The 26727-nt window shown below is 70.9% G+C and carries 21 protein-coding genes and 1 tRNA gene; 9 read left to right on the forward strand and 13 right to left on the reverse strand.

Going from position 1 to position 26727, the window contains the following annotated elements; translation table 11 throughout:
* Positions 1–3: 3 nt before the first annotated feature.
* The 4 genes from OG252_RS29130 to OG252_RS29145 all read right to left on the reverse strand — a co-directional run bounded on the left by OG252_RS29130 (position 4) and on the right by OG252_RS29145 (position 4391).
* Positions 4–1353 (reverse strand): hypothetical protein, encoded by a 1350-nt coding sequence (locus tag OG252_RS29130; protein ID WP_329339815.1) that lies wholly within the window; start codon positions 1351–1353, stop codon positions 4–6.
* 95 nt (positions 1354–1448) lie between these two features.
* Complete coding sequence (locus OG252_RS29135) at positions 1449–2108, reverse strand: HdeD family acid-resistance protein (protein WP_329339817.1); 660 nt, start codon at positions 2106–2108, stop codon at positions 1449–1451.
* Positions 2109–2356: 248 nt separating this feature from the next.
* The gene (locus OG252_RS29140; protein WP_266438090.1) at positions 2357–2554 is read right to left on the reverse strand and encodes a hypothetical protein; all 198 of its coding nucleotides are present in this window, start codon (positions 2552–2554) and stop codon (positions 2357–2359) included.
* Between the two features lie 208 nt (positions 2555–2762).
* Positions 2763–4391: an MFS transporter gene (locus OG252_RS29145; protein ID WP_266438092.1), complete on the reverse strand. Its 1629-nt coding sequence runs from the start codon at positions 4389–4391 to the stop codon at positions 2763–2765.
* A 214-nt stretch (positions 4392–4605) separates the two neighbouring features.
* Between OG252_RS29145 and OG252_RS29150 the strand changes: the two genes are divergently transcribed.
* Positions 4606–5571, forward strand: coding sequence for a hypothetical protein (locus OG252_RS29150; RefSeq protein WP_329339820.1), 966 nt, complete (start codon positions 4606–4608; stop codon positions 5569–5571).
* Positions 5572–5624: 53 nt separating this feature from the next.
* On the opposite strand, the gene OG252_RS29155 is transcribed toward OG252_RS29150, so the two are convergent.
* The 3 genes from OG252_RS29155 to OG252_RS29165 form a co-directional block, all read right to left on the reverse strand.
* Positions 5625–8294, reverse strand: a complete 2670-nt coding sequence (locus OG252_RS29155; protein ID WP_329345215.1) for a LuxR C-terminal-related transcriptional regulator — start codon at positions 8292–8294, stop codon at positions 5625–5627.
* 181 nt (positions 8295–8475) lie between these two features.
* The gene (locus tag OG252_RS29160; RefSeq protein ID WP_266438098.1) at positions 8476–9912 is read right to left on the reverse strand and encodes a DUF2252 domain-containing protein; all 1437 of its coding nucleotides are present in this window, start codon (positions 9910–9912) and stop codon (positions 8476–8478) included.
* Positions 9913–9980: 68 nt separating this feature from the next.
* Positions 9981–10307, reverse strand: a complete 327-nt coding sequence (locus OG252_RS29165; protein WP_266438101.1) for a carboxymuconolactone decarboxylase family protein — start codon at positions 10305–10307, stop codon at positions 9981–9983.
* 912 nt (positions 10308–11219) lie between these two features.
* Here OG252_RS29165 and OG252_RS29170 point away from each other — a divergent pair.
* Complete coding sequence (locus OG252_RS29170; protein ID WP_266438104.1) at positions 11220–11591, forward strand: hypothetical protein; 372 nt, start codon at positions 11220–11222, stop codon at positions 11589–11591.
* Positions 11592–12867: 1276 nt separating this feature from the next.
* On the opposite strand, the gene OG252_RS29175 is transcribed toward OG252_RS29170, so the two are convergent.
* Positions 12868–12940 (reverse strand) — tRNA-Arg (locus tag OG252_RS29175).
* Positions 12941–13025: 85 nt separating this feature from the next.
* Between OG252_RS29175 and OG252_RS29180 the strand changes: the two genes are divergently transcribed.
* The gene (locus OG252_RS29180) at positions 13026–13649 is read left to right on the forward strand and encodes an NADPH-dependent FMN reductase (protein WP_266438105.1); all 624 of its coding nucleotides are present in this window, start codon (positions 13026–13028) and stop codon (positions 13647–13649) included.
* Positions 13650–13715: 66 nt separating this feature from the next.
* Here OG252_RS29180 and OG252_RS29185 read toward each other — a convergent pair whose 3' ends face one another.
* Together OG252_RS29185 and OG252_RS29190 are read right to left on the reverse strand one after the other, a co-directional pair.
* Positions 13716–15335 carry an IclR family transcriptional regulator domain-containing protein gene (locus OG252_RS29185; RefSeq protein ID WP_329339824.1) on the reverse strand — a complete coding sequence of 540 codons (1620 nt, stop codon included), beginning with the start codon at positions 15333–15335 and terminating at the stop codon, positions 13716–13718.
* Positions 15336–15469: 134 nt separating this feature from the next.
* On the reverse strand, positions 15470–16747 hold the full coding sequence (locus tag OG252_RS29190) for a M6 family metalloprotease domain-containing protein (protein WP_266438110.1): 1278 nt from the start codon (positions 16745–16747) through the stop codon (positions 15470–15472).
* A gap of 263 nt (positions 16748–17010) precedes the next feature.
* On the opposite strand from OG252_RS29190, the gene OG252_RS29195 reads away from it, so the two are divergent.
* Together OG252_RS29195 and OG252_RS29200 are read left to right on the forward strand one after the other, a co-directional pair.
* Positions 17011–17655 carry a TetR/AcrR family transcriptional regulator gene (locus OG252_RS29195; protein WP_266438113.1) on the forward strand — a complete coding sequence of 215 codons (645 nt, stop codon included), beginning with the start codon at positions 17011–17013 and terminating at the stop codon, positions 17653–17655.
* A 218-nt stretch (positions 17656–17873) separates the two neighbouring features.
* Positions 17874–19412: an MFS transporter gene (locus OG252_RS29200; RefSeq protein WP_266438115.1), complete on the forward strand. Its 1539-nt coding sequence runs from the start codon at positions 17874–17876 to the stop codon at positions 19410–19412.
* 94 nt (positions 19413–19506) lie between these two features.
* Here OG252_RS29200 and OG252_RS29205 read toward each other — a convergent pair whose 3' ends face one another.
* Positions 19507–20025 carry a MarR family winged helix-turn-helix transcriptional regulator gene (locus OG252_RS29205; protein ID WP_329339827.1) on the reverse strand — a complete coding sequence of 173 codons (519 nt, stop codon included), beginning with the start codon at positions 20023–20025 and terminating at the stop codon, positions 19507–19509.
* Positions 20026–20158: 133 nt separating this feature from the next.
* Here OG252_RS29205 and OG252_RS29210 point away from each other — a divergent pair, with 133 nt between their 5' ends.
* Complete coding sequence (locus OG252_RS29210) at positions 20159–20950, forward strand: dioxygenase family protein (protein ID WP_266448384.1); 792 nt, start codon at positions 20159–20161, stop codon at positions 20948–20950.
* A gap of 26 nt (positions 20951–20976) precedes the next feature.
* Here the strand turns inward: OG252_RS29210 and OG252_RS29215 are convergent, their stop codons facing one another.
* Positions 20977–21495 (reverse strand): GNAT family N-acetyltransferase, encoded by a 519-nt coding sequence (locus tag OG252_RS29215; protein ID WP_329339829.1) that lies wholly within the window; start codon positions 21493–21495, stop codon positions 20977–20979.
* 171 nt (positions 21496–21666) lie between these two features.
* Here OG252_RS29215 and OG252_RS29220 point away from each other — a divergent pair, with 171 nt between their 5' ends.
* Positions 21667–22662: a sigma-70 family RNA polymerase sigma factor gene (locus OG252_RS29220; RefSeq protein WP_266438121.1), complete on the forward strand. Its 996-nt coding sequence runs from the start codon at positions 21667–21669 to the stop codon at positions 22660–22662.
* Between the two features lie 546 nt (positions 22663–23208).
* The gene (locus tag OG252_RS29225) at positions 23209–23814 is read left to right on the forward strand and encodes a TetR/AcrR family transcriptional regulator (protein WP_266448387.1); all 606 of its coding nucleotides are present in this window, start codon (positions 23209–23211) and stop codon (positions 23812–23814) included.
* Between the two features lie 221 nt (positions 23815–24035).
* Here the strand turns inward: OG252_RS29225 and OG252_RS29230 are convergent, their stop codons facing one another.
* Positions 24036–25049: a helix-turn-helix transcriptional regulator gene (locus OG252_RS29230; RefSeq protein ID WP_329345216.1), complete on the reverse strand. Its 1014-nt coding sequence runs from the start codon at positions 25047–25049 to the stop codon at positions 24036–24038.
* Between the two features lie 63 nt (positions 25050–25112).
* Between OG252_RS29230 and OG252_RS29235 the strand changes: the two genes are divergently transcribed.
* Positions 25113–26621 (forward strand): MFS transporter, encoded by a 1509-nt coding sequence (locus OG252_RS29235; RefSeq protein ID WP_266438124.1) that lies wholly within the window; start codon positions 25113–25115, stop codon positions 26619–26621.
* Positions 26622–26727: the final 106 nt, after the last annotated feature.

Below are 26727 nucleotides of genomic sequence, written 5' to 3' on the forward strand. Positions count from 1 at the left end.
GGCTCACGGGGCCGCCGCCCGGTCCTCGTGCCCGGCGGTCGGTCCCGCGGCGGCCGCGAGGATCGCCAGGATGATCAGGACGGCCAGGGCGATGCCCAGCACGAGCGCCACCGCTCCGACCGTGGGGTGGTTCCAGAGCACCAGCGCCAGCGCTCCGGCCGCGATGACGGCACCGGTGGTCCATGCCCGGTGGTCCGCCAGCAGGCGTCCGGTGGACCCGGTGTGCACTCCGGCGCGGCCCAGCCTCCGGCCGGCGGCCGTCGTACCCCTGTCCGTCGCCATGCGGACGGCACGGGCGGGACGTCCGGGACCGTACAGGTACGCGACCAGTGCCGTGACCACCGCGACGACCAGCAAAGTGCGCGTGCTGTCGCGCAGGAACCGGACGAACGTGTCGTAGATCGCCGCGGCCGCGTCGGTGGGCAGCGCCGTGGGCGGGACCGAGTCCAGATAGACCCGTCTGACCACGGCCAGCGCGACGAGCAGCACCACCATCATCACGCCGACACCCGTCGCGGTGATCATCAGCATCACCCGGTGCGCCGGGTTGGTCCACACGGCGAGCGCGGCGAGTACGACGGTCAGGACGGGCAGCCAGGTGCCGAGGATGTCCAGCAGCCGCATCGTGTCCTGAGCCTTGCCCAGTTCCTCGGCCTGGAACAGCGTGATCGTCCGGTCGGTGTCCGGGATGGCGGCCGCCTTGTCGAAGCCGGCGTCGACGAGCCGTTCCCGTACCTCTTCGACGACCGCCCCCACGTCCAGCTGGACGGTGTCACCCTCGGCACGCACGGCACCCTCCCTCTCACCGGTGAGCATGTTGACCACCGCGGCGTGCGAGCGCCGGTTGGCGCCCTCCCACACCTGCTGGAAGACGTCGCTGGTGATCACGCGGGTCACGGTGCGGTCCACGACGGTCCTGACCGCGTTGCGCAGCGGACCCTCGAGGGACTCGGCCCCCGCCACGACGCGGGGTGGTGCCCCGGCGTCCTGGAGGACCCTGGTGAGCGAGTCCGTCACCGCTTTGACGTCCACGTTGGCCACCACGCGGTCCGTGAGCCGGTTGATCACGACCTCCTGCACGGGCGGCTCGGACGCCAGCGGCGCGACGGTCTCCACGTACCGGTCGGTGTCGGAGACCGTGTCCTGGACCCAGGCCGCGACGACTGCCAGGGGCGCGAGGAGCAGGGCCAGCAGGAGGAGGAGGGAGGCGCCGGAGTGGCGTAGCCGCCGGTGGCGCACCGCCGCGTGGCGGCGCAGTCGCTCGTACTCGGCCCGTTCCTCGGCGGTCATGACGTGGTGCCGTTCGGCGGATCCGCCGGAGTCCGGCGGGTCGGGGGGCGCGGCCGGGTTCATGGAAGCTCCTCTCCGTGTGCGCCGCGGCAGCCGCGACGCTCGCCGGTCGCAATGACCGTCGTCGAGGCAGCGGCATCGGAGCGGCGCGTGCGGTGTCAGGCCGTCGCGGCGGGGGTGCCGGTGGTGGACGTTTTTCGGAGCGCGGCCCGCCACGCGAGGGCGACCACCGCCTCGCCCAGGCCGAGCAGGACGAGCCACAGGCCGAGCAGCCGGGTCAGGGCGCGGGCCGACTCGGCCGGCAGCGCGAGCACCACGATCCCCGCGACGATGCCGAGGACCGCGATGCCCAGGACGACGCCACGGTGCGGCAGGTCATCGGCGGCGACGGCCGTGTAGAGGGTGAGGATGCCGGACACCAGCCAGACGACCCCGACGATCAGGGAGAGCGCGTTGATCGTCTGCAGCGGGTTCCGCAGGCACAGCACCCCGGCGAGGACGTACAGCACGGCCAGGAGCAGCCCCGGGAGCCGTTCGTGCCCCGCCCGGGCGAAGACGTCCACGAATCGGAACGCCCCGCCCACCAGAAGATGCAGGCCGATGAGGACCGCCAGGACGTGCAGGGTCGCCTCCGGCCAGACCAGCACCAGGACACCCAAAGCCAGCGTCGCGACGGCCGAGCCCAGGAGCCAGGTCCATGAACGGCCGAGCCGCCCCAGTGCCTGCGCGGGGTCGTCCATCGGACCGGGGGCCGCCCGGTCCGGCTCATGTTCCTGTTCCTGTCCGGTGCGCGATGCCGGATCACGCGGCATGGTCATGGTTCCTCCTCGCGTGATCGAGCGGTCGCTTCCGGACCGCCGACGGGGGTGTGTGACGGAGCGGTGTGCGAGGACCTGGCCGCTCCAGGGTCACGCCTGTCACCCGGTGCCGGGGTCACCCACCACGGGTGATCGGTGACGCCGCCGGGGCGGTGGGGCGGGAAAACCGGACGCACGCCGCCGCCGGGGCTCGGCCCCGCCCCGCACGCCGCCGGGGCCCCGCCCGCACCGCACACCGCCCGGCCCCGTCACTCCGGCAGCTGTCGCATCTCCATGACGCGCAGTCCCAGTGACTGGCAGCGTGCCAGCAGCCCGTACAGGTGTGCTTCGTCCACGACGGGGCCGAAGAGGATGGTCTGGCCGGACATCACGACGTGGCCCAGCTCCGGGAAGGCTTTGGCCAGCGTTTCCGACAGGTGTCCCTCGACTCGGATCTCGTAGCGCACGAGCTGTCCTCCCGTGGACTGCCTGGGACAGACGGACGGCACTGCTCCCTACGATCGTGCGCCTCCGTGTTCCTTCGGGCCTCACCCGGTAGAGGTGACCCGTGACCGAGCGACGGACCGTACGGATCACCGCAGGCCGAGCAACAGGCCGGCCGACGCGGTAGCGGCCACAAGCCACCGGGAAGCACCGGCGCCGCGTGAACAGGACTCAGCGCTTCGATCCGGTCACTCCGGCCGGAGCATCGGCGTCCGGCTGCCGCGGACGGCCGTCCCGGCCGGTCGGCAGGTGGGGAGTGACCAGGAAACTGGCGAGGGCGATGCCGCCGGTGGCCAGGATCGCCGCCTTCAGGCCGTTCAGCTGCGCGGAGGCGTAGGAGTCCGCGACGGCCTCGACCTCGGACGGCGGCAGCCCGGCACGCTCGGCCGCCGAGCGCACCTGATCGGTGGGGACGAAGGTGACTCCGGCCTCGAGCGAGACGCCGACCTGCTCGCGGGTCCCCTCGGACAGCTGCGGGTTGTCCTCCACCTGCGTGGTGAAGGCGTGGGCCAGCGCACCGATGAGGATCGACCCGATGAGCGCGGTGCCCAGCGCCGAGCCCAGGTTCTGTGCCGTGAACTGGAGCCCTCCGGCCTCACTGCGTTCCTCCTCGTCGACACTGGACTGGACGACGTTGCCCAGCTGCGAGGCGAGCAGGCCGACACCCACGCCCAGCAGGGCCATGGCTCCGGCGAACTGCGCGTCGTCGATGACCGGGTCGATGGTGGCCAGCAGCCACACGATGGCCGCCGTCAGGGTCAGCAGGGCCAGCCGGACCACCTGGCGCGGCCCCATCACCCGACCCAGCAAGGTTCCGCACAGGGAGGTCACGAGCATGGTGGCGGACACCGGGAGCAGGCGAAGCCCCGTCTCGAAGGCGTCGAACCCCTGAACCACCTGCAAGTACAGCGGGATGGTGAAGAACAGCCCCAGCAGGATGAGGTTCTGGCTCAGCAGTGTCATCAGTCCGGACCGCAGCACGGGCCTGCCCAGCAGGGACAGGTGGACGAGTGGGTCGGTCCCCTTGTGCTCCCGCCGCCGCTCCCACCACCGGAAGACGGCCAGGACGGCCACCCCCATGCCGACGACGAACAGCGTCGGGGCGAAGCCGAAGACGGTGAAGGGCGGGTTGCGGGGCTGCACCCATCCCCAGGTGCTGCTCTGCAGCACCCCGAGCACGCCCAGTCCCAGTCCGGCTGCCGAGAGCACGGCACCGACTCCGTCCAGCCGGGGGCGCGGGCCGGTCCGGGGGGACTCCACGATCACCCGGCGGCACAGCAGGACGGCCACGACGACCACGACCTCGCCGGCGAAGACCAGCCGCCAGGTGAGGTACGTCGTCACCCAGCCGCCCAGCAGCGGGCCGACCGCGATCCCGGCGCCGGCGAGCCCGCCGATGACCGCGTAGGCGATGGCCCGGTCCTTCCCGCGGTACGACTCCGCGACGAGGGCGGCCATGGCCGGCAGCACCATGGCGGCGCCCAGTCCCTCGATGACGGACCAGCCCAGCGTGAGGACCCCCAGTGTGGGTGCCGCGGCGGTCAGGGCCGACCCCACGCCGTAGACGGCCAGCCCCAGAAGGAACATACGGCGACGCCCCAGGATGTCCCCGAACCTGCCGCCGATGATCATGAACGCCGCCATGACCAGCGCGTACAGGGTGATGACGGCCTGGATGGCGGTGACCTCCGTGTCGAAGTCCTCGACCAGCTGACTGATGGACACGTTCATGACGGAGGTGTCCAGGACCATCAGGAACTGGGCCGTACCGAGGACGATCAGAGCTCGCCAGTGCTTCACACCGTCCACCTCGCCGAGTCGGCCCGATACGCCGGCGGAGTCGGCCGGGCAATGGGCCGACGCACGCGTCGCTGTTCCTCCCATCCCATCCGAAGCGCGCGCCTCGTGCCTCACCCGCCACGGGGGAAGGGCTGCGCCGCGATGGTGTCTGCTGCCGCGCTCCGAGAAGCAGATCGATCGTCCTGATTGGGGTGATTCGTGATAGATACGATGTGTGCCGCCACGGGAGGATCTGAGAACTGCGGGTTCCCGCAAGGAGCCCTCTCCCGAGCGCTCGCTGCTGGCGTCGGTCGTCACCGATCCCGGGCACCTTCCCGAACTCCTCGCCGACTTCGCCGTCCGCCGTGTCGGTCCGGCCGTGCCCGAAGCAGTCGCCTCGCTTCGGCAAGACCACCCCAGTGCCGGCGAGGCGGAGCTCCGGGCCCGGGTGGTCGCTCGCGGACGTCGGGCCGTCGTGTCGGAGGGCTCCCTCGTGGGCGGCCCGTTCCTCGTGCTCATTCCCGTCGCGTTCTGCGCGGCGCTGCTGCGCCAGGCACGTACGGTCCTGGAGCTGGCCGCCCTCGACGGCCGCACCCCCACGGCGAGCGCCCGCGCCGCCGAACTCCTCGTCCTCCAGGGCGTGTACGAGGACACCCGACAGGCCCAGGACGCGCTCGCCCGCACCGGACGCGCCGCAGGCGCACCCGCGTGCTGGAAGCGAGGGGTGGCCCTTTGGGGCGTCACCCTGCGCATGGCCCACCTCCTCGGCATTCTCGCGCCGGCCGACGAGAGCCAGGACGCGGGCCGGCGCGTAGGGCGGGTCGCCGTCCAGACTTGGCGTTGGCTGCTCCTCGGTGTGGTCTTCCTGGCCGGACTGGTCGCCCCCCTCGTCTGGCTCCCGTACATGGCGGTGGTCTACCAGCGCGCCGACGCCCGCTTGGCAGACCGTGTCCTCGCCTACTACTTCGCCGACACCGCACCCGCCCCGCGCCACCGGACCGCCCGCCTCGAACCGGAAGCAATGGCGGCCGCACTCCGCGCGCTCCTCTCCCTCCTCGTGCCGCTCGTCGTGACCGCCGTGACCTTCCTCACCGGTCTGCGCATCGCCGACAGCCGCTGGCCGGTCCTCGGCATCACCCTGGCGACGGCGTCCGCCGGGGTCGGCGCGCTCTGGTACTGGCGCCGCCACCGGCGCCGTTGACCGTTCTTCAGGAGGACGCTCTCACCGACGCGCGTTCACAGCATGACGATCGTTCACAGCAGCCGGAGGTCGCGCGCGCGGCGCACGGCGTCGCCGCGTCGGTTCACCGCCAGTTTCCGGTAGACGCTCTTGAGGTGGGTCTTCACCGTGTTCACCGACACGTAGAGGTCGGCGGCGACCTCCTCCGTCGACATCATCCGGGCCAGCCGCTCCAGGACGTCGCGCTCGCGTCCGCTCAGCTCCACCGCGACGAGCGGCGGGGACAGCGACTCCGGCCGAGGTTGCCCACCGTGTCGCGGCAGGCCGGGTGTGAGCCAGTCTGCTGCGAGCTCGTGGAGCGGAGGCGTGGCCAGCAGGGGCCGGATCCACGCTCCCGCATCGAGGAACGGACGCCGCAGCCGCTCCCGCCGGGCGTCGAGGAGCGCATGCGCCACGAGCTTGCGGGCGGTGGTGGTGTCTCCCGCCTGCTCCGCGGCCTGAGCCCTCACCAGCGCTGCCCTCACGGTCACCGCCGGCCCGGCCCGGCCCCCGGTGCGGATACTGTCGAGCAGGTCGACGGCCGCCCCGGCACGGCCTGCGGCGACGTGGATCGCCGCGGCCTCCACGGCACACGCCGGCTGGTCGCCGGACACGCCCTGGAGCACCTCGGCGGCCTCGCCCGGCCGTCCTTCGGCCAGGTGGGCGGCGGAGGCGACGAGTGCTTCATAGCCTGCCGCCCAGGGTGAGGCCACGGCGGCGGCGACGGCGGGGTCCGCCGCCTCGACAGCGGCTCGTGCCTTGCCCCTGACCAACAGGAGGCGAGCGGTGGCGAGCGCTCGTCCCGCCGCCGCCACCGGATCGCGCGTTCCCGAGGGGAGCCGGGCCGTCTCGTCGAGGAGGGCCTGGGCCCGGCCCAGCTCATGGCGGTCGACGGCCACGGCGGCCAGGACCAGCTGCCCGATGCCGGAGCCGGACGGCCGGGGCAGGCCCGGCCGCTCCGCCTCGGGCACCGCCGCCAGGGCCTTGCGCTCCGCCCGGCCGAGCCAGCCGTTCAGATAGTCGAGCAGGGCCAGGTGCTCCATCGAGTCCTCCCGGGGCAGCAGGGTGGAGGCCCTGCCGGGAACACCGACCGCCGCGGTCAGGGCGGCGCGCGCGTCCTCGAAACGCCCGGCCCACAGGCGGGCCGAACCGAGATGGGTCAGCAGGAGGACAGTGAGTTCGGGGTGCTCGTCCAGGAGGTGTGCCGGGACCTCCTGCCGCAGTTCATCGGCTCTTTCGGCGGCCCTTTCGGCCCGTGGGGGACATCCGGTCAGTCGGGCGGCCAGCGCCTCGAGCAGCGCACAGCTCAGCTGGGCCGCCGCCTGCTCGGGCGCGTCGTCGGACACATGCTCCCCGGCTTGGCGAAGGCGGGCCAGTCCGCGGTCGAGGTCGTACCGGGACAGGTCGCGGGCCGCGCGCACGAGGTCCGCCGCGGGACTCCTGGCCTCGGGCCCCATGAGGGAGAACAACTCGGTCAGGTCACCTGAGCGCAGGCCGGTGAAGAGCTGTCCGATCGCCAGGTCGTCGACGAGGGCGCCGGCGGCGAAATCCCAGTCTCCCGCGGCGGCGCCGTGGGCAAGCGTCTCCGGCAGGAACCCGGAACGACGCAGCCACCGCGCGGCCCGCCGGTGGAGTTCCGGCTCCAGGCCGGGCAGGCGCTCGCGCAGATGGGCCCGGAGTATCTCTCCGAACAGCGGGTGGAGCTGGTACCACGAGTGCCCGAGGTGTTCGACGAACGCGTTGTCGCGGTGCAGCCCGGCGAGAATGGGCTCGGCATCGGTCCGAAGGGTCAGCGCGTTGGCCAGATCGGGACAGAAGCGCTCCAGGACACTGACCCGCAGCAGGAGGCCCTGTGTCTCCTCCGGCTGTCCCTTGAGGACCTCGGCCAGCAGGAAGTCCGCGACCGTACTGCGGTCCGCCTCGAACTCCTTCAGGTACAGCTCCGGGTCGGCGCTCTCCAGAGCGGCCAGGGCGGACAGGCGCAGGCCGGCGGCCCAGCCCCGGGTGCGGTCCACCAGGGCGCCCGCGGCGTGGACCGGAAGGCTCAGACCGTGCAGTTCCAGCAGTGCGACGGCCTCTTCCGGCGTGAAGGCCAGCTCGGCGGCGCGGATCTCCGTCAGTTCGCCGGCCGCCCGGTAACGGTGCAGCGGAAGCAGCGGTTCGGTGCGCGTGACGAGGACGAGGTGCAGGCCCCGCCCGGCATGGTGCAGGACGAACTCCAGCTGCTCCGTGATCTCCGGATCGGTCATGCGGTCGTACTCGTCGAGCACGAGGATCACGGGCCGGTCGCGATCGTTCAGCTCGGCGGCGAGCCTTGCCAGCAGCCTTTGGTCCACCCTGGTCGCGTCCGCGGGCACCCCGACCGCGTCGGATGCCGGCGCACCGCAGGCGCGCAGTGCCTGAAGGACGTATGCCCAGAACAGCCCGGGATGCCGGTCCCCCGCTTCGACGGTGAGCCAGGCGACCGGTGGCGGCAGTCCGGCGGCCCAGTCGGCGGCGAGTAGGGTTTTGCCGGCCCCGGCCGCCCCGTTGACCAGTGTCAACGGCGTCCCGCGAGCCTGGTCGAGGTGGTCGAGGAGCCGCTGCCGCCGCAGGAACGTGGCGGGCCTCGCCGGGAGGGCGAACCGGGTGCGCAGGAACGGGTCTCCCTGGGGATCGGCGCACGGAACGGCCGGAATGACCGGCACGGTCGGCGCGGTCGGCACGGTCGGTCCTTGGGCGTTCTCGTGGGTCTCGGTCACGGCACTCACCACCCCTGTCCGCCAGGGTCACGTCACGGGCGGCGCTCCCTCCTCCAGCTTCCCAGTCTCTTCGCCCCGGCGCGCGGCGGTGGTCGTCGCCCACAACACCCCGTTGCCCTTCGGCGAGCCGGGTGTCCTCTCCGGGTCAGGCTGCCGGCAGCTCCTCCGCGGGGAGCCGGCCCGCGCGCACCGCGTCGACCAGAGCCTGGTGGTCACGCTCGTTCTGGTCGGCGTATGCCTCCGCGAAGGTGGTGAGTGCGCGGTCGAACGAGTCGCCGCCGCCCAGGTATGCGGCGATCGCGATGCGGTCTCCGGACCGCGCGTGCGCACGAGCCAGGGTGACCCCGCACAGTTGGCCGAACGCCTGCATGTCCTTCGGCCGCATCCGCTCCGGCATGGCGATGCCCTTCCAGTCGCGCAGCTGGCGGACGTAGAAGTCGCGCTGTTTGCCGTCGATCCCCTCCACCCGCTCCCAGCCGAGGAAGATGTCGCTCGCGGCCTGCATCAACCGCTGGCCCGAGACCACCCGCTCGCCCTGGTTGGGGTAGCGGCTGGTCCCGACGTGTGCGGCGAGCACGGAGACGTCGGCTTCCTTGGCCTGGAGGAAGAGCGGGTCCTGGTCGTCCCGGCCGAGGAGGAGGAAGATCCAGCACCGGGTTCCGACGCTGCCGACGCCGACCACCTTGCGGGCGACGTCGGCCAGCCGGTAATCCGCCAGGAGCGTGCGCCGGTCGGAAGCGAGAGTGCGGCCGTACCGCTCGACCAGACCGCGGAACTGACGCTCCAGCGCGCTGCGCTCGACGTCCGGCAGCAGGTCGCCGGCCGGGACGAGCAGCGGGGGATCCGCCGCGATCCTGGGCCGGCCGCCGACCGTCTCGGTGAGCTTGTCGAAAGCCTGGAGGCTGTCGCGGGTGCGGGCCTTGGCCATGGCGCGGGCCAGGTTCTTCTGACCACGTTTCGTTCCGTGGAGTCGGCTTGCGAGCAGGGACTCGAGGAGGTCCGCGTCGATCTTCGCGTACCAGACGTCGAGGTTGCCCGTGCCCGCGAAGCGGATCATCGCCTCGCGGTACGAACGGACCGTCGAGCTCACGATGCGGGCGCGCTCGGCGTCGTCGAAGCCGTTCGCCCGGCCCGCGATGACGAGACTCGCCGACAGCCGCTTGACGTCCCACTCCCACGGCCCCGGCAGCGTCTCGTCGAAGTCGTTGATGTCGAACACCAACTGCCGCTCCGGGGAGGCCAGTAGACGGAAGTTCAGCAGATGCGCGTCGCCGCACAGTTGGGCCGTGAGTCCCGAGGTCGGGCTGTCGGCCAGGTCGGACGCCATGATCGCGGCGGCGCCCCGGTAGAACCGGAACGGGGACTCCGTCATCCGGCCGTAGCGGATCGGGACGAGTTCGGGCACCCGTGCCGCGGACTGCGCCTCCAGGATCGCCAGCGGGTCCGGACGGTCGGGAGAGGGCCTGTACACGGCGTGACCCGACCGCGGCGAGCGGCGCCGCGCCTCCTTGCCGAGAGCCGCGCGGTCCTCGGGCGTGGTGTGGGGTGCCGCGCGCATGGCCGTGGTCGCGTTCTGGGACATCACAGCTCCTTGGCCTTCTGTCCGATGTCGGCCGCGCGGACCATCGGTGCAGGGGTGAGCGGCTGCGCTCAGCCCTGTGCTTCGATCTCGGCATCGGCGACGGCGATGGCGATACCGAAGGCCGTGGCGATGTTGCCCGCTGCGGTCATGACGCGGGCGGTGCCCACGATGGGTGCGATGGCGACCAGGACGTCCTGCAGCTGTTCGGCGGTCAGGCCGGTCCTGATGGCGGGGTCGATGTGGGCCGCGTAGGAGATGGGCGGGGCGTCCGCGGCGACGAGTGCCGCGATGCGCGTGAGGATGAGCATGTCAGGGGCCAGCCCGCATCGCTCGATCGAGTCGACCGTCATGGCGGCGAGGGTGTCCAGGACAGGGGTTTCGGATGCAGTGGACATGTCGTATGCCCTTCTGGTGAGTTTCGAGTCCGAGGGACATTTGAGGCAGGGTCCGAGGGACATATGAGGCACGGACCCGGTTCCGTGAGTGTGGGGCCCCCTCAACCGTAGAACCCATCCGGGCCTCGCGCATGGCGCGCCATCGAGAACCGCCCATCGGCTCCGGTGCTGCCTGTGACCCTCCGGCTGATCCCGTTTCCGCCACGTCTCCGGCTTCGGAGCGGTGGGGTGCGAGTACTAGGGTCAAGCCCCGGAGTTCCTGCTCCTTGGCCCAGGACGTGAGCGCTTCCAGGTCCGTGCCATCGGCCAGGACTCCGACGGCTCCCGCGTCCCGGGCGATCCCGGCGAGCTGAACGCCCCCTGCGAACACAAGGTCGCCGCCACCTGCGCCCTGCGATGCATCAGGCATGGGGCGTCGAGGTCCGCACTCCGATGGCGGCTGAGCTCGACGTGCGCTGACAGTCACGGCCGTACGTGGGGATGTCAACGTTGGATGTCAGCGCCACAGCCCTGGGACCGGGCAGGCCTCCAATGGTTCGTCCGGCCGGTCTGCCCAGCTCCACCAGACATGCCGATCGGCACATCTCCACAATGACCGACAGGTCCGCCGGCCGTCGTCCTCTCGCAGGGAGAGCACCAAGCCGCCAAATTTCATGGGTTGGCCGCACCCGGGACAGGCCGGGGCATCGTTGGTCATGCGGCGCACCCTAACTGGGCGACCACTCATGAGGGTCTGGCGTGGTCGTAGTTTCGGGCCGATCCCATGGGGAGTCCGCGCCGACAGCCGGCGCGGACTCCCCATGGGATCGGCCCGCGACGCAGCGAGCCAGATGCCGGAAGGTCCTCACCCGAGACCCGCGCCATCAGTCCACAACCTCCCGAGACAGAGCGACCAGCGGGCAAGATGGCCTCATGACAAAGCTTTCCGTACGGTCGGTCCGTCGTGCCTCCTCTGGTTCGGTGCTGTCGTTGTGGTCACAGGACTCCGTGTTGTCGATCGGCTCAGTGGGTTCGGTGCTGTCCGTGGGGTCCGTCGGTTCCGCCTTGTCCGTCGGTTCGATCGGAAGTGCCCTGTCGGTCGGCTCGATCGGTTCCTCCCTGTCACTGATCTCAACCGGTTCGTGGCTGAGTACGGGATCGTTGTTTTCCGCGCAGTCGAGGTGGTCGGTACTGTCCTGGCGTTCCTCTCGCGGTTTCCTGGCCGCGGGAGCGGTAGGGGCAGCGACCGGAGGGGCCCTGCTGTTGGCCCAGATGCTGCACAAGGCCGAATCCGGTACCCAATGACCTTGATCAGGTTGAGAGGCAATTTCGCTCGGCGTTTCAGAACGGCGTGAGTGCTTGGTCCCGTGGCGCAGGGGCGTTCACCCGCCGTGGGTCTCGTCCTCGGGTCTGGATCCGGAATCCTCGTCGACCGCGGCGCCTTTGTACGTGAGGACTGTGCGGGTTCCGTCCGTGCCGCGTACCGTGCGGACCCGTAGCTCTTCGCCGGCCTTGGTCAGGGATTCGTCGGGGCGGTCGTAGTGCCCCCGGCACGATTCGAACCTGCGACGCCCGCTTTAGGAGCGAGGTTGGGCGCCGGCGGTACGCCCTGGCGAACCCCGATGCCCCGTGAATCCCCGTGCGTTCTGGCACGAGAGTGGCACGGCCCGGGGACCGTGCCACGACCCCTCGATGCGAACTACGGGCGGGACGGTCGCTGAGGTCTGCGCCTGACCTGCGCGTTCTCTGGCCTCTCGCCGGTGAGCGAGCTTGACCGGATCCCAGTAGATAGCGATTTGGCCTCATTTGGAGGTCACGCGCGCGAACCCGGCATCACCAACTCGGTCTGGAGAGCAAGCGGCGGGACGAGCTGCTCAACCGGCGTCCCCCTTGTCGAGTGCCCGGCGTCGCTTCGGTCGAGGAAGGACGTGATCGAGGATCGCGCCTGCGGTCGTTACCGCGCCCGCGAGCAACAAGATGATGGAGGCGATGCGTAGCCCTCCCTCGCCGTATAGGGCCTGGTTGCCGAACCAAGCCACGGCGATGCAGGTCATCAGGCCGCTGCCAAGTCGCCTAAGGCGCGGAGTCATGCGTGCTCCCGAGTCAGGTACGCCCGCAAACCGGGCCCCTGAGTCTGGCACGGGCCTGTAGCGCGGACTGAGGCGGCTCGGGATCTGAGCATCCCCCTCTCCTGAACCCACTACCAGGTGAAGCGCGCCACGGTACGAACGACCTGGACGCCATGGGCCGCGTTTGCTCGGCTCTGCCTGGGTCCGCGGTGGTCGGGATGGAAGCTCCTCGCGCACGCCACTACGGGCCCGCGGCCGGAAACGGCGCCCCCTCCATCCCGGTGCCGGCCGATCCCCCGCCGGAGGCATCGCCTTGACCGTGGGCCGCGCAATGCGGTGATCGACCCATGGCCACCGGCTCTATCGCGCCCGGCGGAGCGGAGCGCAGCCGGGGCTTGACGATTCGCAAGAGGCGGGGCGATGTGGATTCCCAGTGGATTTGTGGCACGGCCGTGATCACGGCAAAGGGCCAGTTCGAAAGGATCAACCCTCTGAACTGGCCCTTATTCGTGTGCCCCCGGCAGGATTCGAACCTGCGACACCCGCTTTAGGAGAGCGGTGCTCTATCCCCTGAGCTACGAAGGCGACGGCGTAAGTGTAGCGGGTGGGGTCGGCCTCTCGGCGGAGTGGGCTTGACCTCATGTTTGGTTGAGGTTTTACGTTCTGCTGCATGCCTCAGACAGCGCCGGACATCACGGCTGACACCAACCCGTCCCCCCTCAAGATCGGCATCCTCATCGGCAGCGCCCGCGCCGGCCGCTTCGCCGACAAGGTCGCTCCCTGGTTCATCGGCGAGGTACGGAAGCGGGACGACATGGACGTGCACGTGATCGATCTGGCCGAGCCGGCCCTCGTCGATGAGCTCAGGCTCTCCTTCGAGCGGGGCGGCGGTGGCGGGGACGGGGTCCCGGGGCTTGCGCGGCGGATCGGGGAGGTCGACGGGGTCGTCGTGATCACGCCGGAGTACAACCACGGGTACCCGGCCTCCCTCAAGCTGGCCATCGACTACGTGTACAGCGAGTGGCGGGCCAAGCCGGTCGGGTTCGTGTCGTACGGCGGGATGGCCGGCGGGCAGCGGGCGGTGGAGCAGTTGCGGCAGGTCTTCGCCGAGCTGCATGCCGTCACGATGCGGGACACGGTCAGTTTTCACATGGCCTGGGAGCGGTTCGACGAGCGCGGTCGGCCGTACGACGAGGAGGGCACCGCCAAGGCCGCCGCCGTGCTGTTGGACCAGCTCGCCTGGTGGGGGCTGACCCTTCGGGAGGGGCGGGCCGTCCGGCCGTACGACGGCTGAGGCAGCAACCCCTCAGAAGGCAGCAACCCCTCAGAAGGCACCAACCCCTCAAAAGTCAGCAGCCCGTCACGACAGCGCCACCCTCGTGAACCGCCCCGCCACCCACAGATCCCCCTCGATCCGGTCCGCCGTCGCCCTCAGTTCCGGCAGGATCTCCCGCATGATCTCCTCCACCGTCCGACGCGCGGCGTGCAGTGCCACGTTCGTCGCCGCGACCGCCCGGCCCGTGCGGTCGCGGATCGGGACCGCGATGGAGCGCAGGCCCTTCTCCAGCTCCTCGTCGACCAGGGCGTAACCCGATTCCCGCACGTCCTCCAGCAACACCCGGCCCAGTGCCGTCGCCGCCGCGGGCAGCCGCGTGCCGATCGTGATGTCGGCGCTCAGCACGCGGCTCGCGTTGGCACGGGCCGTGTACTGGATCTCCTCGCCGGAGGCGGTCAGGACCGCCAGGGACGCGGACTCGTGGACCCGGGCCGACAGGTCCGCGAGGTGTGGGGTCGCGATGCGGGAGAGGGACGTACGGGACAGGGGTGGGAAGCCCAGGGACAGTACGCGGGGCGCCAGCCTGAACGTCCGCTGCGTGCTGCCCGGCGTCACCAGGCCCAGGTGTTCGTACGTGATCAGCGCCCGCCGGGCCGTCGCCCGGGCCAGCCCCGTCGCCTTCGCCACGTCCGTGAGCGTCAGCTCGGCCCGGCCCTCGCCGAAGGCGGTCAGGACGGTGAGGCCGCGGGCGAGGGACTCGACGAACTCCCTGCCGAGTTCGTGCTTCGACGCTCCCGTCCAGGCCGCCAGGCCGGACGGGACCTCCGTCGTCTCCACCGTCGCCCGGCTCGGTTCCCGCCCCAACTCCCCTTCCATCTCCGCCACCGCCGCCCGCAGCCGCGGCAGCAGCGTCTCGCGCAGGTCTGTCGCCGAGTGCCGGCTCGTGTGGCTCACCACGCTCGCCACGCAGGCGATCCGACCGGTGCGGGGATGCCGTACGGGGACGGACACCGCCACCAGCCCCGGCTCGATCAACTGGTCGTCCAGCGCCCAGCCGTTCTCGCGCGCCAGCGCCACCGCCCGTACGAACTCCTCGTCCGCACCCGCCCGTTCACGCGCCGGTACGGCCGGAAAGCCCCGGTCCTCCGGGTCCGCCGCCCGGCGCGCGCGCCAGCCCTGCCAGTCGGCCTCCGTCCATTCCGTCGCGAACAGCGGGCCGGGTGCGGTGCGTTCGGCCGGCAGCAGGTCGCCGATGCGGAAGCTGAGGGACATGGCGCGGCGGTGGGTGGCCTGGTGGATGAAGCGGATGCCGTCGCGGTCGCCGACGGCCAGGGACACCGACTCGTCCAGCTCGTCGGCGAGGGCGTCCGCGCGGGCGTCGAGCAGTGCCGGCAGACGCAGGGCGGCCAGGTAGGCGTTGCCGAGTTCCATCAGGCGGGGGGTGAGGATCACGTCCCGGCCGTCGAGGCGGACGTATCCCATGCGGGCGAGGGTGGAGGCGATCCGGTCGACCGTGGAACGGGCGAGGCCGGTGGCCCGTTCCAGCCCGCTCGCGCTCATCGTCCCGTCGGCCTCGGTGAGCCGCCGCAGCACGCCGACCCCCCGGATCAGCGGGGCGACCGCCTCGGCGGGTACGGCGGGGGAGTCGGCCGACGGTACGGCGTCCCAGGACGTCCAGGACGTCACGGTCGTCTCAGCGGGCATCGGGTCTCCGGTACGGCGGTCGGGTCGGGCCAACCGTAATCCGGTACGGCGGTCAGGACGGCCAACCGTAATCCCGTACGGCGGTCAGGGCAGCCCCACCGTAATCCCGGCCGCGCCCACTCCCACCATCCCACCTACCCCCGACTCACCCGCACCCGGTAATCCCCCGAAAGCTCCGCCCCCGCCACCGCGATCCGCACCCCCCGCCGCACATCCCGGAACTCCTCCCCGGGGACGAACGGCGCGTCCGACAGCTCCGCGTGGACGTTCGGGCTGCGCGTGCAGCCGCCGCTGTCGCGGTGGGAGTCGTAGACCGTGACCGGGCCCCGGCCGGTGTCGACGTCCGCGTCGACCTTGTAGATCAGGATGCCGGGACGGCAGACCGTCTCGTCGTTGCCCTCGCGGGTGCGCAGTTCGACGGCGTAGCCGGTGCGGCGGTCGAGGGGGACGAAGACGAGTTTCGCGCCGCCGGAGCGGGCCAGCGGGGTGAGCGTGTACTCCGTCGTCCCGGGTGTCGAGGCGCAGTTCACCTGGGTCGCGTCGAGCCAGCCGAGTTTCCACTTGTGCCAGCCGAGGAGGTCGTTGTTGGCGCCCCAGTCCTCGCTCATGATGTCCCAGTGGCCGACCGCGCCCCCGCCCTCCTGGGTGTAGAGGTCGGGCAGGCCGAAGACATGGCCGTTCTCGTGGGGGAGGACGCGGTAGCCGGTGCGGTCGTAGGAGCCGGAGCCGTCGTCCTGGCGGGAGTAGACGAAGGAGGCGTTGGCGACGGGGACGCCGTCCGCGACCGGGGCCTCCACGTTGCCCGCGAAGGTCACCGACAGGACCGTGTCCAGGGCGGAGGGGCCGGCGTTCGGGGTCACCAGGACGTTGAGGAAGTCGTACGTCCGGAAGTCCACCTGGGGATCGGCCGCGGCCACGATGTCCTGGACCAGCTGCCGGTAGCCGGGGTCGAAGGGGGCGCCGCGCTCTATGTCGTACGCCCGGAAGGGCTTGGGCATGCGCAGCCAGTCGGGGAGGGGGGTTTCCGGGCGGTAGTCGAGGCGGCCGTAGGAGCTGGTGCGGAACCATTCCCGGGTCTGCGGGAAGAACTCGTGGAAGCGGTCGAGGGCGGTGCCCGCACCGGGGGCGTCGGAGAAGTCGACCATCAGGGTGAGGGCGCGGACGGTGCCGGTGGAGCGGGAGTAGCCGCCGGGGGTGGGGACGCCCTCGGACATCTGGACCGTGGGGCCGCCGCTGATCATGCAGGGGCCGTGCGCGGAGGTGCGGGCCAGGGCGATCGGCCCGGCGCCGGCCGTCGTGGTGCCCGGCGTGAGGTGCCCCGTGCCGGCCGACGTGCTGACCGCGAGGGTCAGCGCGGTCACGGACGCGAGGGCGGCCACGCGGCGCGGGCGTATCCGACGGCTCGGCTGCATGCATGGCCCCTTCGCTCCGCGGCAGCCGGTGCTCTGGAGTCCGAAGCTGCGCCCTTTCGATCACCCTGTGGCGAGGGATTCGAGGGCGCGCGCTGGAGGGACCCGAACGTGGGTTTCCCGCCCCTGAGTTATGTGACTCAGGTCACATGGAATGTTCCGGTGAGCGGGAAATAACCGGGGACCTCTTCCCCGTTTAGCCATGTGTCCGAGCGAAACGGGGAGCACTTCCCCGGATCGCACACCAACAGCCTCTGGAGTACGCCGTGGAGACCGCCACCCCCGTGCGCCGCAAGGCGCCCCGGCCGCGCGCCGACGCCCTGCGCAACAGGGAGCGGATCGTCACCGCCGCCCGGGAGATGTTCACCGAGTTCGGCCCCGACGTGCCGCTCGACGAGATCGCCCGCCGGGCCGGCGTGGGCAACGCCACGGTGTACCGCAACTTCCCGGACCGTGACGCCCTCGTCCGCGAGGTCGTCTGCTCGGTCATGGACCGCACGGCGGAGGCGGCCGAGCAGGCGCTCGCCGAGACCGGCGACGCCTTCGGAGCGCTGGAGCGCTTCGTGCACGTCGCCGCCGACGAGCGGGTCAGCGCGCTGTGCCCGATGGTCGCCACCACCTTCGACCGGTACCACCCGGACCTGGAGGCGGCGCGCGAGCGGCTCGAGGGCATCATCGACGCGCTCATGGACCGGGCCAAGGTGGCCGGGCAGCTTCGCACCGACGTGGGTGTCGGCGACGTGATGGTCGTCGTGGCCCAGCTCAGCCGGCCTCCGGCCGGGACCGGATGCGAAATGGCCGACCGCTTCGTACACCGACACCTGCAGCTGCTCCTGGACGGAATGCGGGCGCCTGCCCCCTCCACCCTGCCGGGATCGGCCGTGACGATGGAGGACCTGCGGCAGTCCTGACCGATTAGTTCAGCACTCCCCACGAGTCATCGCACAAGCAAGCAACCACAGGGACTCAGTCGCCCCACCGGCTCGGTCATCACACCGAACTTCGGCCGTCACCGTCGACGAGCCGTTCTCCTTGGACGCCTTTTCCACCAACGTCTTTTCCACCACTACGTCTTTTTCGACCACTACGTCCCGAATTTCCGTCACGAAGTCCCGGAGTGGGTACTCCCATGTCTGAAACAGCTCAGGCCACCGCCAAGGCGGCAGCCGACTCCCATGCAAACCGCTGGAAAGCGCTGACGTTCATCGCGCTCGCCCAGCTGATGGTCGTCCTCGACGCGACCATCGTGAACATCGCCCTGCCGTCCGCACAGCAGGACCTGGGCATCTCCGACGGCAACCGGCAGTGGGTCATCACGGCCTACGCCCTGGCCTTCGGCGGTCTGCTGCTCTTCGGCGGCCGCATCGCGGACCTGTGGGGCCGCAAGCGCACCTTCGTCGCCGGTCTGATCGGCTTCGCCGCCGCCTCCGCGCTCGGCGGTGCGGCCACCAACGAGGCGATGATGCTCGGCGCCCGTGCCCTGCAGGGTGCGTTCGGCGCGCTGCTCGCGCCCGCCGCGCTCTCGCTGCTCGCCGTGATGTTCACGGAGCCCAAGGAGCGCGCCAAGGCGTTCGGTATCTACGGTGCGATCGCCGGTGGCGGCGGCGCCGTGGGCTTCATCCTCGGCGGCCTGCTCACCGAGTACCTGGACTGGCGCTGGACGTTCTTCGTGAACATCCCGTTCGCGGTCGTCGCGGCCGCGGGCGCGTACTTCGTCATCCGTGAGCCGTCCGGCAGCCGCAACCGCTCGCCGCTCGACATCCCGGGCGTCGTCCTGTCCATTCTCGGTCTGGTCACGCTGGTCTACGCCTTCACCCGCGCCGAGTCCGACGGCTGGGGCGACTCCACGACGGTTGGCCTGTTCGTCGCGTCGGTCGTGCTGCTCGCCGCGTTCGCCCTCGTCGAGTCCAAGGTCAAGGCCCCGCTGCTGCCGCTGCGCGTCATCACCGAGCGCAACCGCGGAGGCGTCTACCTCTCCCTCGGCCTCGCGATCATCGCGATGTTCGGCCTGTTCCTCTTCCTGACCTACTACCTGCAGCTGGTGCTGGGCTACTCGCCGGTCAAGACCGGCCTCGCCTTCCTGCCGATGATCGGCGGCATGATGGTGGGCTCCACGCAGATCGGCACCCGCCTGATGACCCGGGTCCCGCCGCGCCTGCTGATGGCTCCGGGCTTCCTGGTCGCCGCGGTCGGCATGCTGTTCCTCACCCAGCTGGAGCTCGGCACCTCGTACGCCAGTGTCATCCTGCCGGGGATGGTGCTGCTCGGCCTCGGTATGGGTACGGCGTTCATGCCCGCCATGTCCCTGTCCACGCACGGTGTCGAGCCGCGTGACTCCGGTGTCGCCTCCGCGATGGTCAACACCTCGCAGCAGGTGGGCGGCGCGATCGGTACGGCCCTGCTGAACACGATCGCCGCCTCGGCGACGACCGCGTACATCAAGGACCACATCGGCGGCGCCGGTTCCCAGGCCCAGCAGCAGCTGGTCCAGCTGGAGGGCCAGGTGCACGGGTACACCAACGCGATCTGGTTCGCCGTCGGCATCCTGGTCCTCGCCGCGGTGATCGCCGCGACCTTCATCAACACCGGCAAGCCGGGCTCCACCACGGTGACCGGCTCCGGCGAAGGCGCCGAGGACGAGCTGCCGATTCCGGTGATCGCCCACTGACGGCGGCTGTCCGGTCGTACCCCTTCGGGCCATCTGTGCGTACGGGGAGGGGACGCCCCGTACGTACGTCCCGCAGGACCTGCCCTGGCTTCCCTCAGCGGAGCCAGGGCAGGTCCGCACCCGCTTCGTTCGGCTGAAGTCCCTCGGCGACGATCTCCATGATCTCGCCGAGGGACTTCTGCTGTTCGGGGGTGAGCCGGTCGAAGACCGCGTTGCGTACGGCCGCGACGTGGCCCGGCGCGGCCTGCTCCAGCATCTCCAGGCCCTGCTCCGTCAGCACCGCGAACTGGCCGCGCTTGTCGGAGGGGCAGTCCTCGCGGCGGACCCAGCCGTTCTTCTCCAGGCGGGCCACGGCGTGCGAGAGGCGGGAGCGGGTGATCTTCGCGTGCATGGCCAGCTCGGTCATGCGCAGCCGTCGGTGCGGGGACTCGGCGAGTTTGACGAGGAGGCCGTAGTAGATGTGCGGCATCCCCGCGTCGCGCTGGAGCTGGCGGTCCATGTGGTCTTCGAGGAGCGTGGTGGCGTGGACGTAGGCGCGCCAGACGCGCTGCTCCTCTTCGGTGAGCCAACGTGGCCCTTCAGCGGATGCGGATGCCGTGTTCATGTACTCCATCGTACGAGAGCTCTTCTTGAATCTTAAACAAGTAGGACGTAGAGTCTGGGAGTAGAAGCTTAAAAGTTGAAGCAAATGGAGCTTCACACTTGAAGCAGTGACCCACGCACGATTCACGGAGGAGCCGCCCGCCATGTCCGCCGCCACTCAGGAGCGCATGCCCGCCCTCTACCTCAGCCACGGGGCCCCGCCCCTGGCCGACGACCCGATCTGGCCCGGCGAACTCGCCGCCTGGTCGGCGGGCCTGCCGCGCCCCAAGGCGATCCTCATGGTCTCCGCCCACTGGGAGGAGGCCCCGCTCGCCCTCGGCGCCGTCCGGCCCGTCCCCCTCGTCTACGACTTCTGGGGCTTCCCCGAGCACTACTACCAAGTGACGTACGACGCTCCCGGCGCCCCCGAACTCGCCGAATCCGTACGGAAGTTGCTGCGCGCGCCCGGCATCCCCGTCCAGGACATCCCGGACCGCGGCCTCGACCACGGCGCCTACGTCCCGCTGGTCGAGATGTTCCCCGAGGCCGACATCCCGGTGCTCCAGATCTCCATGCCGACCCTCGACCCCGTCCGCCTCATGGAGATCGGCCGCAAGCTCGCGCCGCTGCGCGACGAGGGCGTGCTGATCGTCGGTTCCGGCTTCTTCACCCACAACCTGGCCGCCCTGCGGCACACCGGCCCGGGCGTGCCGACCTGGTCCTCCGAGTTCGACGACTGGGGCCGCCGCGCCCTGGAGACCCGCGACTGGGACGCCCTGCTCGACTTCCTGCACAAGGCCCCGGCCGGCCGGTACGCCCACCCGCGCACCGAGCACTTCGCCCCGCTGTTCGTGACCATGGGCGCGGCGGACGTGGCCGGTGAGATGGACACGCAGAAGTCGGTGATCGACGGGTTCTGGATGGGAATGGCGAAGCGGTCCGTGCAGTTCGGCTGATCCGAAGGGCGTTTCGGCCGAGGCCGCTACAGCTCCTTCTCGTACCAGGCCACGTCCCAGTAGCGGCCGAACTTCCGGCCCACCTCCTGGTACGTGCCGACGTGCTGGAACCCGAAACGCTCGTGCAGCCGCCTCGACGCCTCGTTGGGCTGGGCGATACCCGCGTAGGCGCGGTGCACGTCCTCGCCGGACAGGGCCTCGAAGAGCGCCTTGTAGAGGAGCGTGCCGATGCCGCGGCCGCCCGCGTGCGGGGCGAGGTAGGCGGTGACCTCCACGGAGGTGGAGTAGGCGGGCTTCGCGCGGTAAGGGCTGGATGTGGCGTAACCCAGAATCTCCTGTGTGTCCGCCCGGATGGCAACCTTCAGGCGATACGGGCCGTCTTCAGGGTGGGAGAGCAGCCAAGGGCGGCGCTCTTCCGGAGTGAAGACCGCGGTATCGAATGTGATGGGCGTCTCCAGAACGTAGTGGTTGTAGATGTCGGTGAGGGCTGTGAGGTCGCTTTCGACTCCAGGCCTGACCTGCACCTCAGTACGTTCCGACGACATCGTGCCTCCTCGTGTGGCCAGGCAGGGTACTGCATGATCAGAAAAATAGTGGGGTGGGTTGGGAATTCTGTCCGGATTCCAGTCGTTGTTTCCATCGGAAGCAGGGCACCCGAGGAGAGTGCCCAGCGTCTAAGGACCACCCGCTGACCTCACCATCGCAAGGGAGCACGCATGGCAACCCGTGCCGTCGCCCGTCGTCAGTCCGCCACCGGCGGGACCGACGCGGCAAGCAGTGTTCGCACCCATGGCGGCGAGATCGCCGACCGCGACCTGGTCGGCATGTATCTCGACGAGATCGCGCGTACACCGCTGCTGGACGCCGCCAAGGAAGTCGAGCTGTCCCAGATCATCGAGGCGGGTGTCTTCGCACAGCAGATTCTCGACGGGGACGAAGTGGCGAAGGCGGACGCGACCCGCGAGGAGCTCGAGGCCCTGGTCGCCGAGAGCGAGCGGGCCAAGGACGTCTTCATCCGTTCCAACCTCCGCCTGGTCGTCGCCGTGGCCCGCCGCTATCCCCGCAGCGGCCTGCCCCTGCTCGACCTGATCCAGGAGGGCAACGCCGGCCTGGTGCGCGCGGTCGAGAAGTTCGACTACCGCAAGGGCTTCAAGTTCTCGACGTACGCGACCTGGTGGATCCGTCAGGCCATCACCCGCTCGATAGCGGACCAGTCGCGCACCATCCGCCTGCCCGTCCACCTGGTGGAGGAGCTGGGCCGGATCCGCCGTGTGCAGCGCGAGTTCAACCGCGAGCACGGCCGCGACCCGGAGCCCGCGGAGATCGCCGCCGAGCTCGACTCGAACCCGGCCCGTGTCACGGACGTCCTGGACTGGGCCCGCGACCCGGTCTCCCTGAACATGCCGGTGGACGACGCGGGCGAGACCCAGTTCGGCGACCTCCTGGAGGACACGTCGGCGGCGTCGCCGGAGCAGTCGGTGCTCACGCTGCTGCGCAGCGAGGAACTCGACGACCTCATCGGGCGCCTCGACCAGCGCACGGCCTCCATCATCAAGATGCGGTACGGCATCGAGGACGGCCGGGAGCGCACGCTGACCGAGGTCGGCAAGGAACACGGCCTGACGCGCGAGCGGATCCGCCAGATCGAGAAGCACGCGCTGCTGGAGCTGAAGAAGCTGGCGCGGGACACCGGGTTCGACGCGGCGGCGTAACCGTCCCGGGCGGGCGCGGCGCCGGGAGGCGTACGACCGAGGGTGCCGCGCGCGCCGGGTGGCGAAAGACAGCGCAAACATGGCGTTGTAACGCCGCTTCAACCGGCGAAGCCCCGGGAACAAGACTTCAGGGCCCAGGAGTTCGAGCGGGCCGGGACCCGTCCCGCCGCCGGCCTCCGTGCCCTGCCGACCCACCGAGCCACAGTCCCGACGCATACATCCCCCCGGCGCCGGGACTCTTCCGAGCCGGGCCTCGGCGCCCCTCCCCCCGGGCGCCGGGGTCCGGCTCTCTCTTTGCGCAGGCTCGGGCTCGCCTCCGTCTTTTCCGGCCGCCGTGCCCCGGTTCCTTCCGGCCGCCGCTGCCGCCGGTTCCGTACCCGGGCAAGGTGAAACGGCGGGCCACCCCGTACCTGAACCCCGGGGTGGCCCGCCGGATGGCAGATTCTGCCACATGGGCATAGCCTGCCGAACGTGAGCAGCCCCACCCCTCCCTCGCCCGCGGCGACCCCCGTCTCCCTCACCGAACGGCGCAAGGCCGCGACCCGCATGGACATCGCCCGGGCGGCTGCCCAACTCTTCGTGAAACACGGCCTGCGGGCCACCCGGGCCGAGGACATCGCCCAGGCCGCCGGCATCGCCCCGCGCACCTTCTACCGCTACTTCGCGACCAAGGAGGAGTCCGTCGCCCCGCTCTACGCGGCGGGCGCCCAGCTCTGGGCCGAGGCGGTACGCCAGGCACCCGCCGACCTGACCGTGCCGCAGGCCCTGGAGCACGCGGTCCGGCACACGTTGACGCCGGGCGCCGGAGTGTCGGCGGCGTCCTGGGAGTGGGTGCGCACCCTGATCCGGCTGGCGGAGGCGAGCCCGAGCCTGCGCAAGGTGTGGGCGGAGGTCTGCCAGGCGGGGGAGCGGACGCTGGCCGAGGTACTGGCGGAGCGGCTCACGCCCGGTGGCGACGACGTGGCCGGTCCTCTCCCCGCACGGCCCGACCTGCGCTTCGCCGCCGCCGTGGCAAGTGCCGCCGTACGTACGGCCGTTGAGGCATGGGCCACCGGGGACGCCCCGGCCTCCGGACCGGCGGGACCGGCGGGACTGGCGCTGCGCAATCTCGGGGCACTGGGGGAGTTCCCGTGGGAGGGGTGCCGGGGCTGAAGGGCCGCGCCGTCAGGACGGCGGTCGGGCCGGGGCCTCCTGGGCGTCCGGGGGCGCCGTCCGGATGGCGGTCAGGCCGGGTCCGCGGGGTTCGACCGTCCTCCGGACCGCGGTCAGGCTGGGTCCTCCAGGTTCTCCCGGTCCTCCAGGTTCTTCAGGTTCTCCCGGTCCTCCGGATTCTCCGGGTTCGGGCGTCCTCCGGACCCGCGGTCAGTCGGCGGTCAGTCAGAGGCCTCTGGGTCCGCCGGGTTCTCCTGGTCCTCCTGGTCCTCCGGGTCCGACCCCGCCCGAACCATCCGCGCGCCCAACTCCCTTACGCACCGCGTGAGTTCCGCGGGCTCCTGCACGGTGAAGTCGAACCCCAGCATCGCCAGCCGCACCGCCAGCCACTCCACGGATCCGGCCGAACCCCGCAACCGGCAACGCGCCTCACCCAGCGGCTCGGGCGTTCCGAGCCAGGCCGGGACCCGGGCCGCGAGGGCCTCGGCCGGGGCGTCGAAGGTCACCGCGAAGTCGTACGTCTCCTGCTGTCCGTGGATCGAACGCCGCAGGTACTCCGCCGCGTTGCCCGTGGGCAGCTCCCGCGGGGCGAACCGTGCCCCGGTCGCGAAGGGGTCGCTCACCCGGTCGACGCGGAAGGTGCGCCAGTCGTCGCGGCCGAGGTCGTAGGCGACGAGGTACCAGCGCCGCCCGGTGGACACCAGCCGGTACGGCTCGACCACGCGTCGCGAGTCGGCCCCGTCCTTGGCGCGGTAGGCGAACCGCAGCCGCTCCCGCCCGGCGACCGTGGAGGCCATGACGGTGAGTGTCTCGGGCGCGATGCTCGCCCCGTCGCCGCTGGTCAGCGCGGTGGTGGCGGCCTGGAGGGTGGAGACGCGGTGGCGCAGCCGGGACGGCAGCACCTGTTCCAGTTTGGCCAGCGCCCGTACGGACGCCTCCTCCACGCCCTCGACCGCGTGCCCGGCGCCGGCCCGCAGGCCGACCGCGATCGCCACCGCCTCCTCGTCGTCGAGCACCAGCGGCGGCATCGCCTTGCCCGCGACGAGCCGGTAGCCGCCGTCGGCACCCTTGGTCGCCTGCACGGGGTAGCCGAGCTCCCGCAGCCGGTCGATGTCCCGTCGGACCGTGCGGCGGGAGACCCCGAGCCGGTCGGAGAGCTCGCCGCCGGGCCACTCGCGGGGTGTCTGGAGGAGGGAGAGGAGCTGGAGGAGCCGGGCCGGAGTGTCCGTCGTCATGAGTTCGAGGATGCCGCAGAAGTAGGACATGATCTGACCTAATGCGGTCATAGCTTCTGGGACATGACCTCCACCGAGCCCACCCTCAGTGCGGCCGGCGACCGACGCCGCTGGTTCGCCCTCGCCATCGTGATGACCGCGGCCTTCATGGACCTCGTCGACGTCACGATCGTCAACATCGCCATCCCGTCGATCCAGCAGGACGCGGGCGCCTCCTTCAGCCAGATCCAGTGGATCACCGCCGGGTACGCGCTGGCCTTCGCCGCCGGCCTGATCACCGGCGGACGGCTCGGCGACATCCACGGCCGCAAGCGGCTGTTCCTGATCGGCATCGGCGGCTTCACCGTCGCCTCCGCGCTGTGCGGCTTCGCCGCGAACCCGGAGATGCTGGTCGCCTCCCGCATCCTGCAGGGCGGCATGGCGGCGCTGATGGTGCCGCAGGTCCTGTCGATCGTGCACGCCACCTTCCCGGCGCACGAGCGTGGCAAGGTCTTCGGGCTCTTCGGCGCGATCGTCGGTCTGGGAGCCGTGTCCGGACCGCTGCTGGGCGCCCTGCTGACCGAGTGGAACCTGTTCGGGCTCGAATGGCGGCCCATCTTCCTGATCAACCTGCCGGTCGGCATCGCCGGCCTGATCCTCGGCAGCCGCTTCATCACCGAGTCGAAGGCACCGAAGGCGCTGAAGCTGGACCTGGTGGGCGTCGCGCTGGTGACGCTGGGCCTGCTGATGCTGATCTACCCGCTCACCCGCGGCGAGGAGCTGGGCTGGCCGCTGTGGGGATACGTGTCGATGGGCGGCTCGCTCGTGGTGCTCGGCGCGCTGGTGGCGTACGAGCGGCGCAAGACGGCGCGTGACGGTTCCCCGCTGATCGAACTGTCCCTGTTCCGCGTCAAGAGCTTCGCCGCCGGTATCGCCGTGCAGACCGTCTTCGGGGTCGCGCTGGGCATCTTCTTCCTGGTGTGGACCATGTACATGCAGATGGGCCTGGGCTGGACCCCGCTGCGGGCCGGGCTGACCGGCGTCCCGTTCTCGATCGCCGTGTCGACGGCGGCGGGTCTGTCCGTGCAGAAGCTGGTCCCGCGCTTCGGCCGCAAGGTGCTCCAGGCGGGCGCGCTGGTGATGGGGGCGGGCGTACTGCTCTACATCTGGGAGTCCGAGCGCTACGGCCTCGGCATCGCGTCCTGGCAGATGGCGCTGCCGCTGGTCGTGATGGGCGTCGGCATGGGCCTGATCGTCGCCCCGCTGACGGAGGCGGTGCTGTCGGAGGTGCCGCGCGAGCACGCGGGTTCGGCGTCGGGCCTCATCAACACCGTGCAGCAGATGGGCAACGCGCTGGGGCTCGGCCTGGTGTCGGTGGTCTTCTTCGGTGTGATCGCCGACGATCTGCGGCCGGACCAGGTGGGCCCGGCCTTCGTGGACGGCTTCCAGCACGCGCTGTGGTGGGTGGCCGCGGTGATGGGCGTCATCTTCCTGCTGATGTCCGCGCTGCCGAAGCGGCCGGCGCAGCATGCGGAAGGGGCCGGGGCGGAGTTCCCGGTGGCGGCCGAGAAGGAGCCCGAGTTCGTGTCCTGACCCATCGTGTCCTGACCCGAGTTCCTGTCCTGAGCGGCGGAGAGAAGGGCCCGGCACCTGCGGAGGTGCCGGGCCCTCGTATTGCGTTCGGGCATGAACGGAAGTC

The organism is Streptomyces sp. NBC_01352 (assembly GCF_036237295.1).
GTDB classification, from domain to species: Bacteria; Actinomycetota; Actinomycetes; order Streptomycetales; family Streptomycetaceae; genus Streptomyces; species Streptomyces plumbiresistens.

Coding starts and splice junctions, on each gene's coding strand:
- OG252_RS29135 (WP_329339817.1), bottom strand. CDS start 2,108: ATGACCATGCCGCGTGATCCGGCATCGCGCACCGGACAGGAACAGGAA.
- OG252_RS29160 (WP_266438098.1), bottom strand. CDS start 9,912: ATGTCCCAGAACGCGACCACGGCCATGCGCGCGGCACCCCACACCACG.
- OG252_RS29165 (WP_266438101.1), bottom strand. CDS start 10,307: ATGTCCACTGCATCCGAAACCCCTGTCCTGGACACCCTCGCCGCCATG.
- OG252_RS29205 (WP_329339827.1), bottom strand. CDS start 20,025: ATGGAGTACATGAACACGGCATCCGCATCCGCTGAAGGGCCACGTTGG.
- OG252_RS29180 (WP_266438105.1), top strand. CDS start 13,026: ATGCCTCAGACAGCGCCGGACATCACGGCTGACACCAACCCGTCCCCC.
- OG252_RS29170 (WP_266438104.1), top strand. CDS start 11,220: ATGACAAAGCTTTCCGTACGGTCGGTCCGTCGTGCCTCCTCTGGTTCG.
- OG252_RS29130 (WP_329339815.1), bottom strand. CDS start 1,353: ATGAACCCGGCCGCGCCCCCCGACCCGCCGGACTCCGGCGGATCCGCC.
- OG252_RS29190 (WP_266438110.1), bottom strand. CDS start 16,747: ATGCAGCCGAGCCGTCGGATACGCCCGCGCCGCGTGGCCGCCCTCGCG.
- OG252_RS29200 (WP_266438115.1), top strand. CDS start 17,874: ATGTCTGAAACAGCTCAGGCCACCGCCAAGGCGGCAGCCGACTCCCAT.
- OG252_RS29220 (WP_266438121.1), top strand. CDS start 21,667: ATGGCAACCCGTGCCGTCGCCCGTCGTCAGTCCGCCACCGGCGGGACC.
- OG252_RS29230 (WP_329345216.1), bottom strand. CDS start 25,049: ATGACGACGGACACTCCGGCCCGGCTCCTCCAGCTCCTCTCCCTCCTC.
- OG252_RS29215 (WP_329339829.1), bottom strand. CDS start 21,495: ATGTCGTCGGAACGTACTGAGGTGCAGGTCAGGCCTGGAGTCGAAAGC.
- OG252_RS29235 (WP_266438124.1), top strand. CDS start 25,113: ATGACCTCCACCGAGCCCACCCTCAGTGCGGCCGGCGACCGACGCCGC.
- OG252_RS29210 (WP_266448384.1), top strand. CDS start 20,159: ATGTCCGCCGCCACTCAGGAGCGCATGCCCGCCCTCTACCTCAGCCAC.
- OG252_RS29225 (WP_266448387.1), top strand. CDS start 23,209: ATGGACATCGCCCGGGCGGCTGCCCAACTCTTCGTGAAACACGGCCTG.
- OG252_RS29185 (WP_329339824.1), bottom strand. CDS start 15,335: ATGCCCGCTGAGACGACCGTGACGTCCTGGACGTCCTGGGACGCCGTA.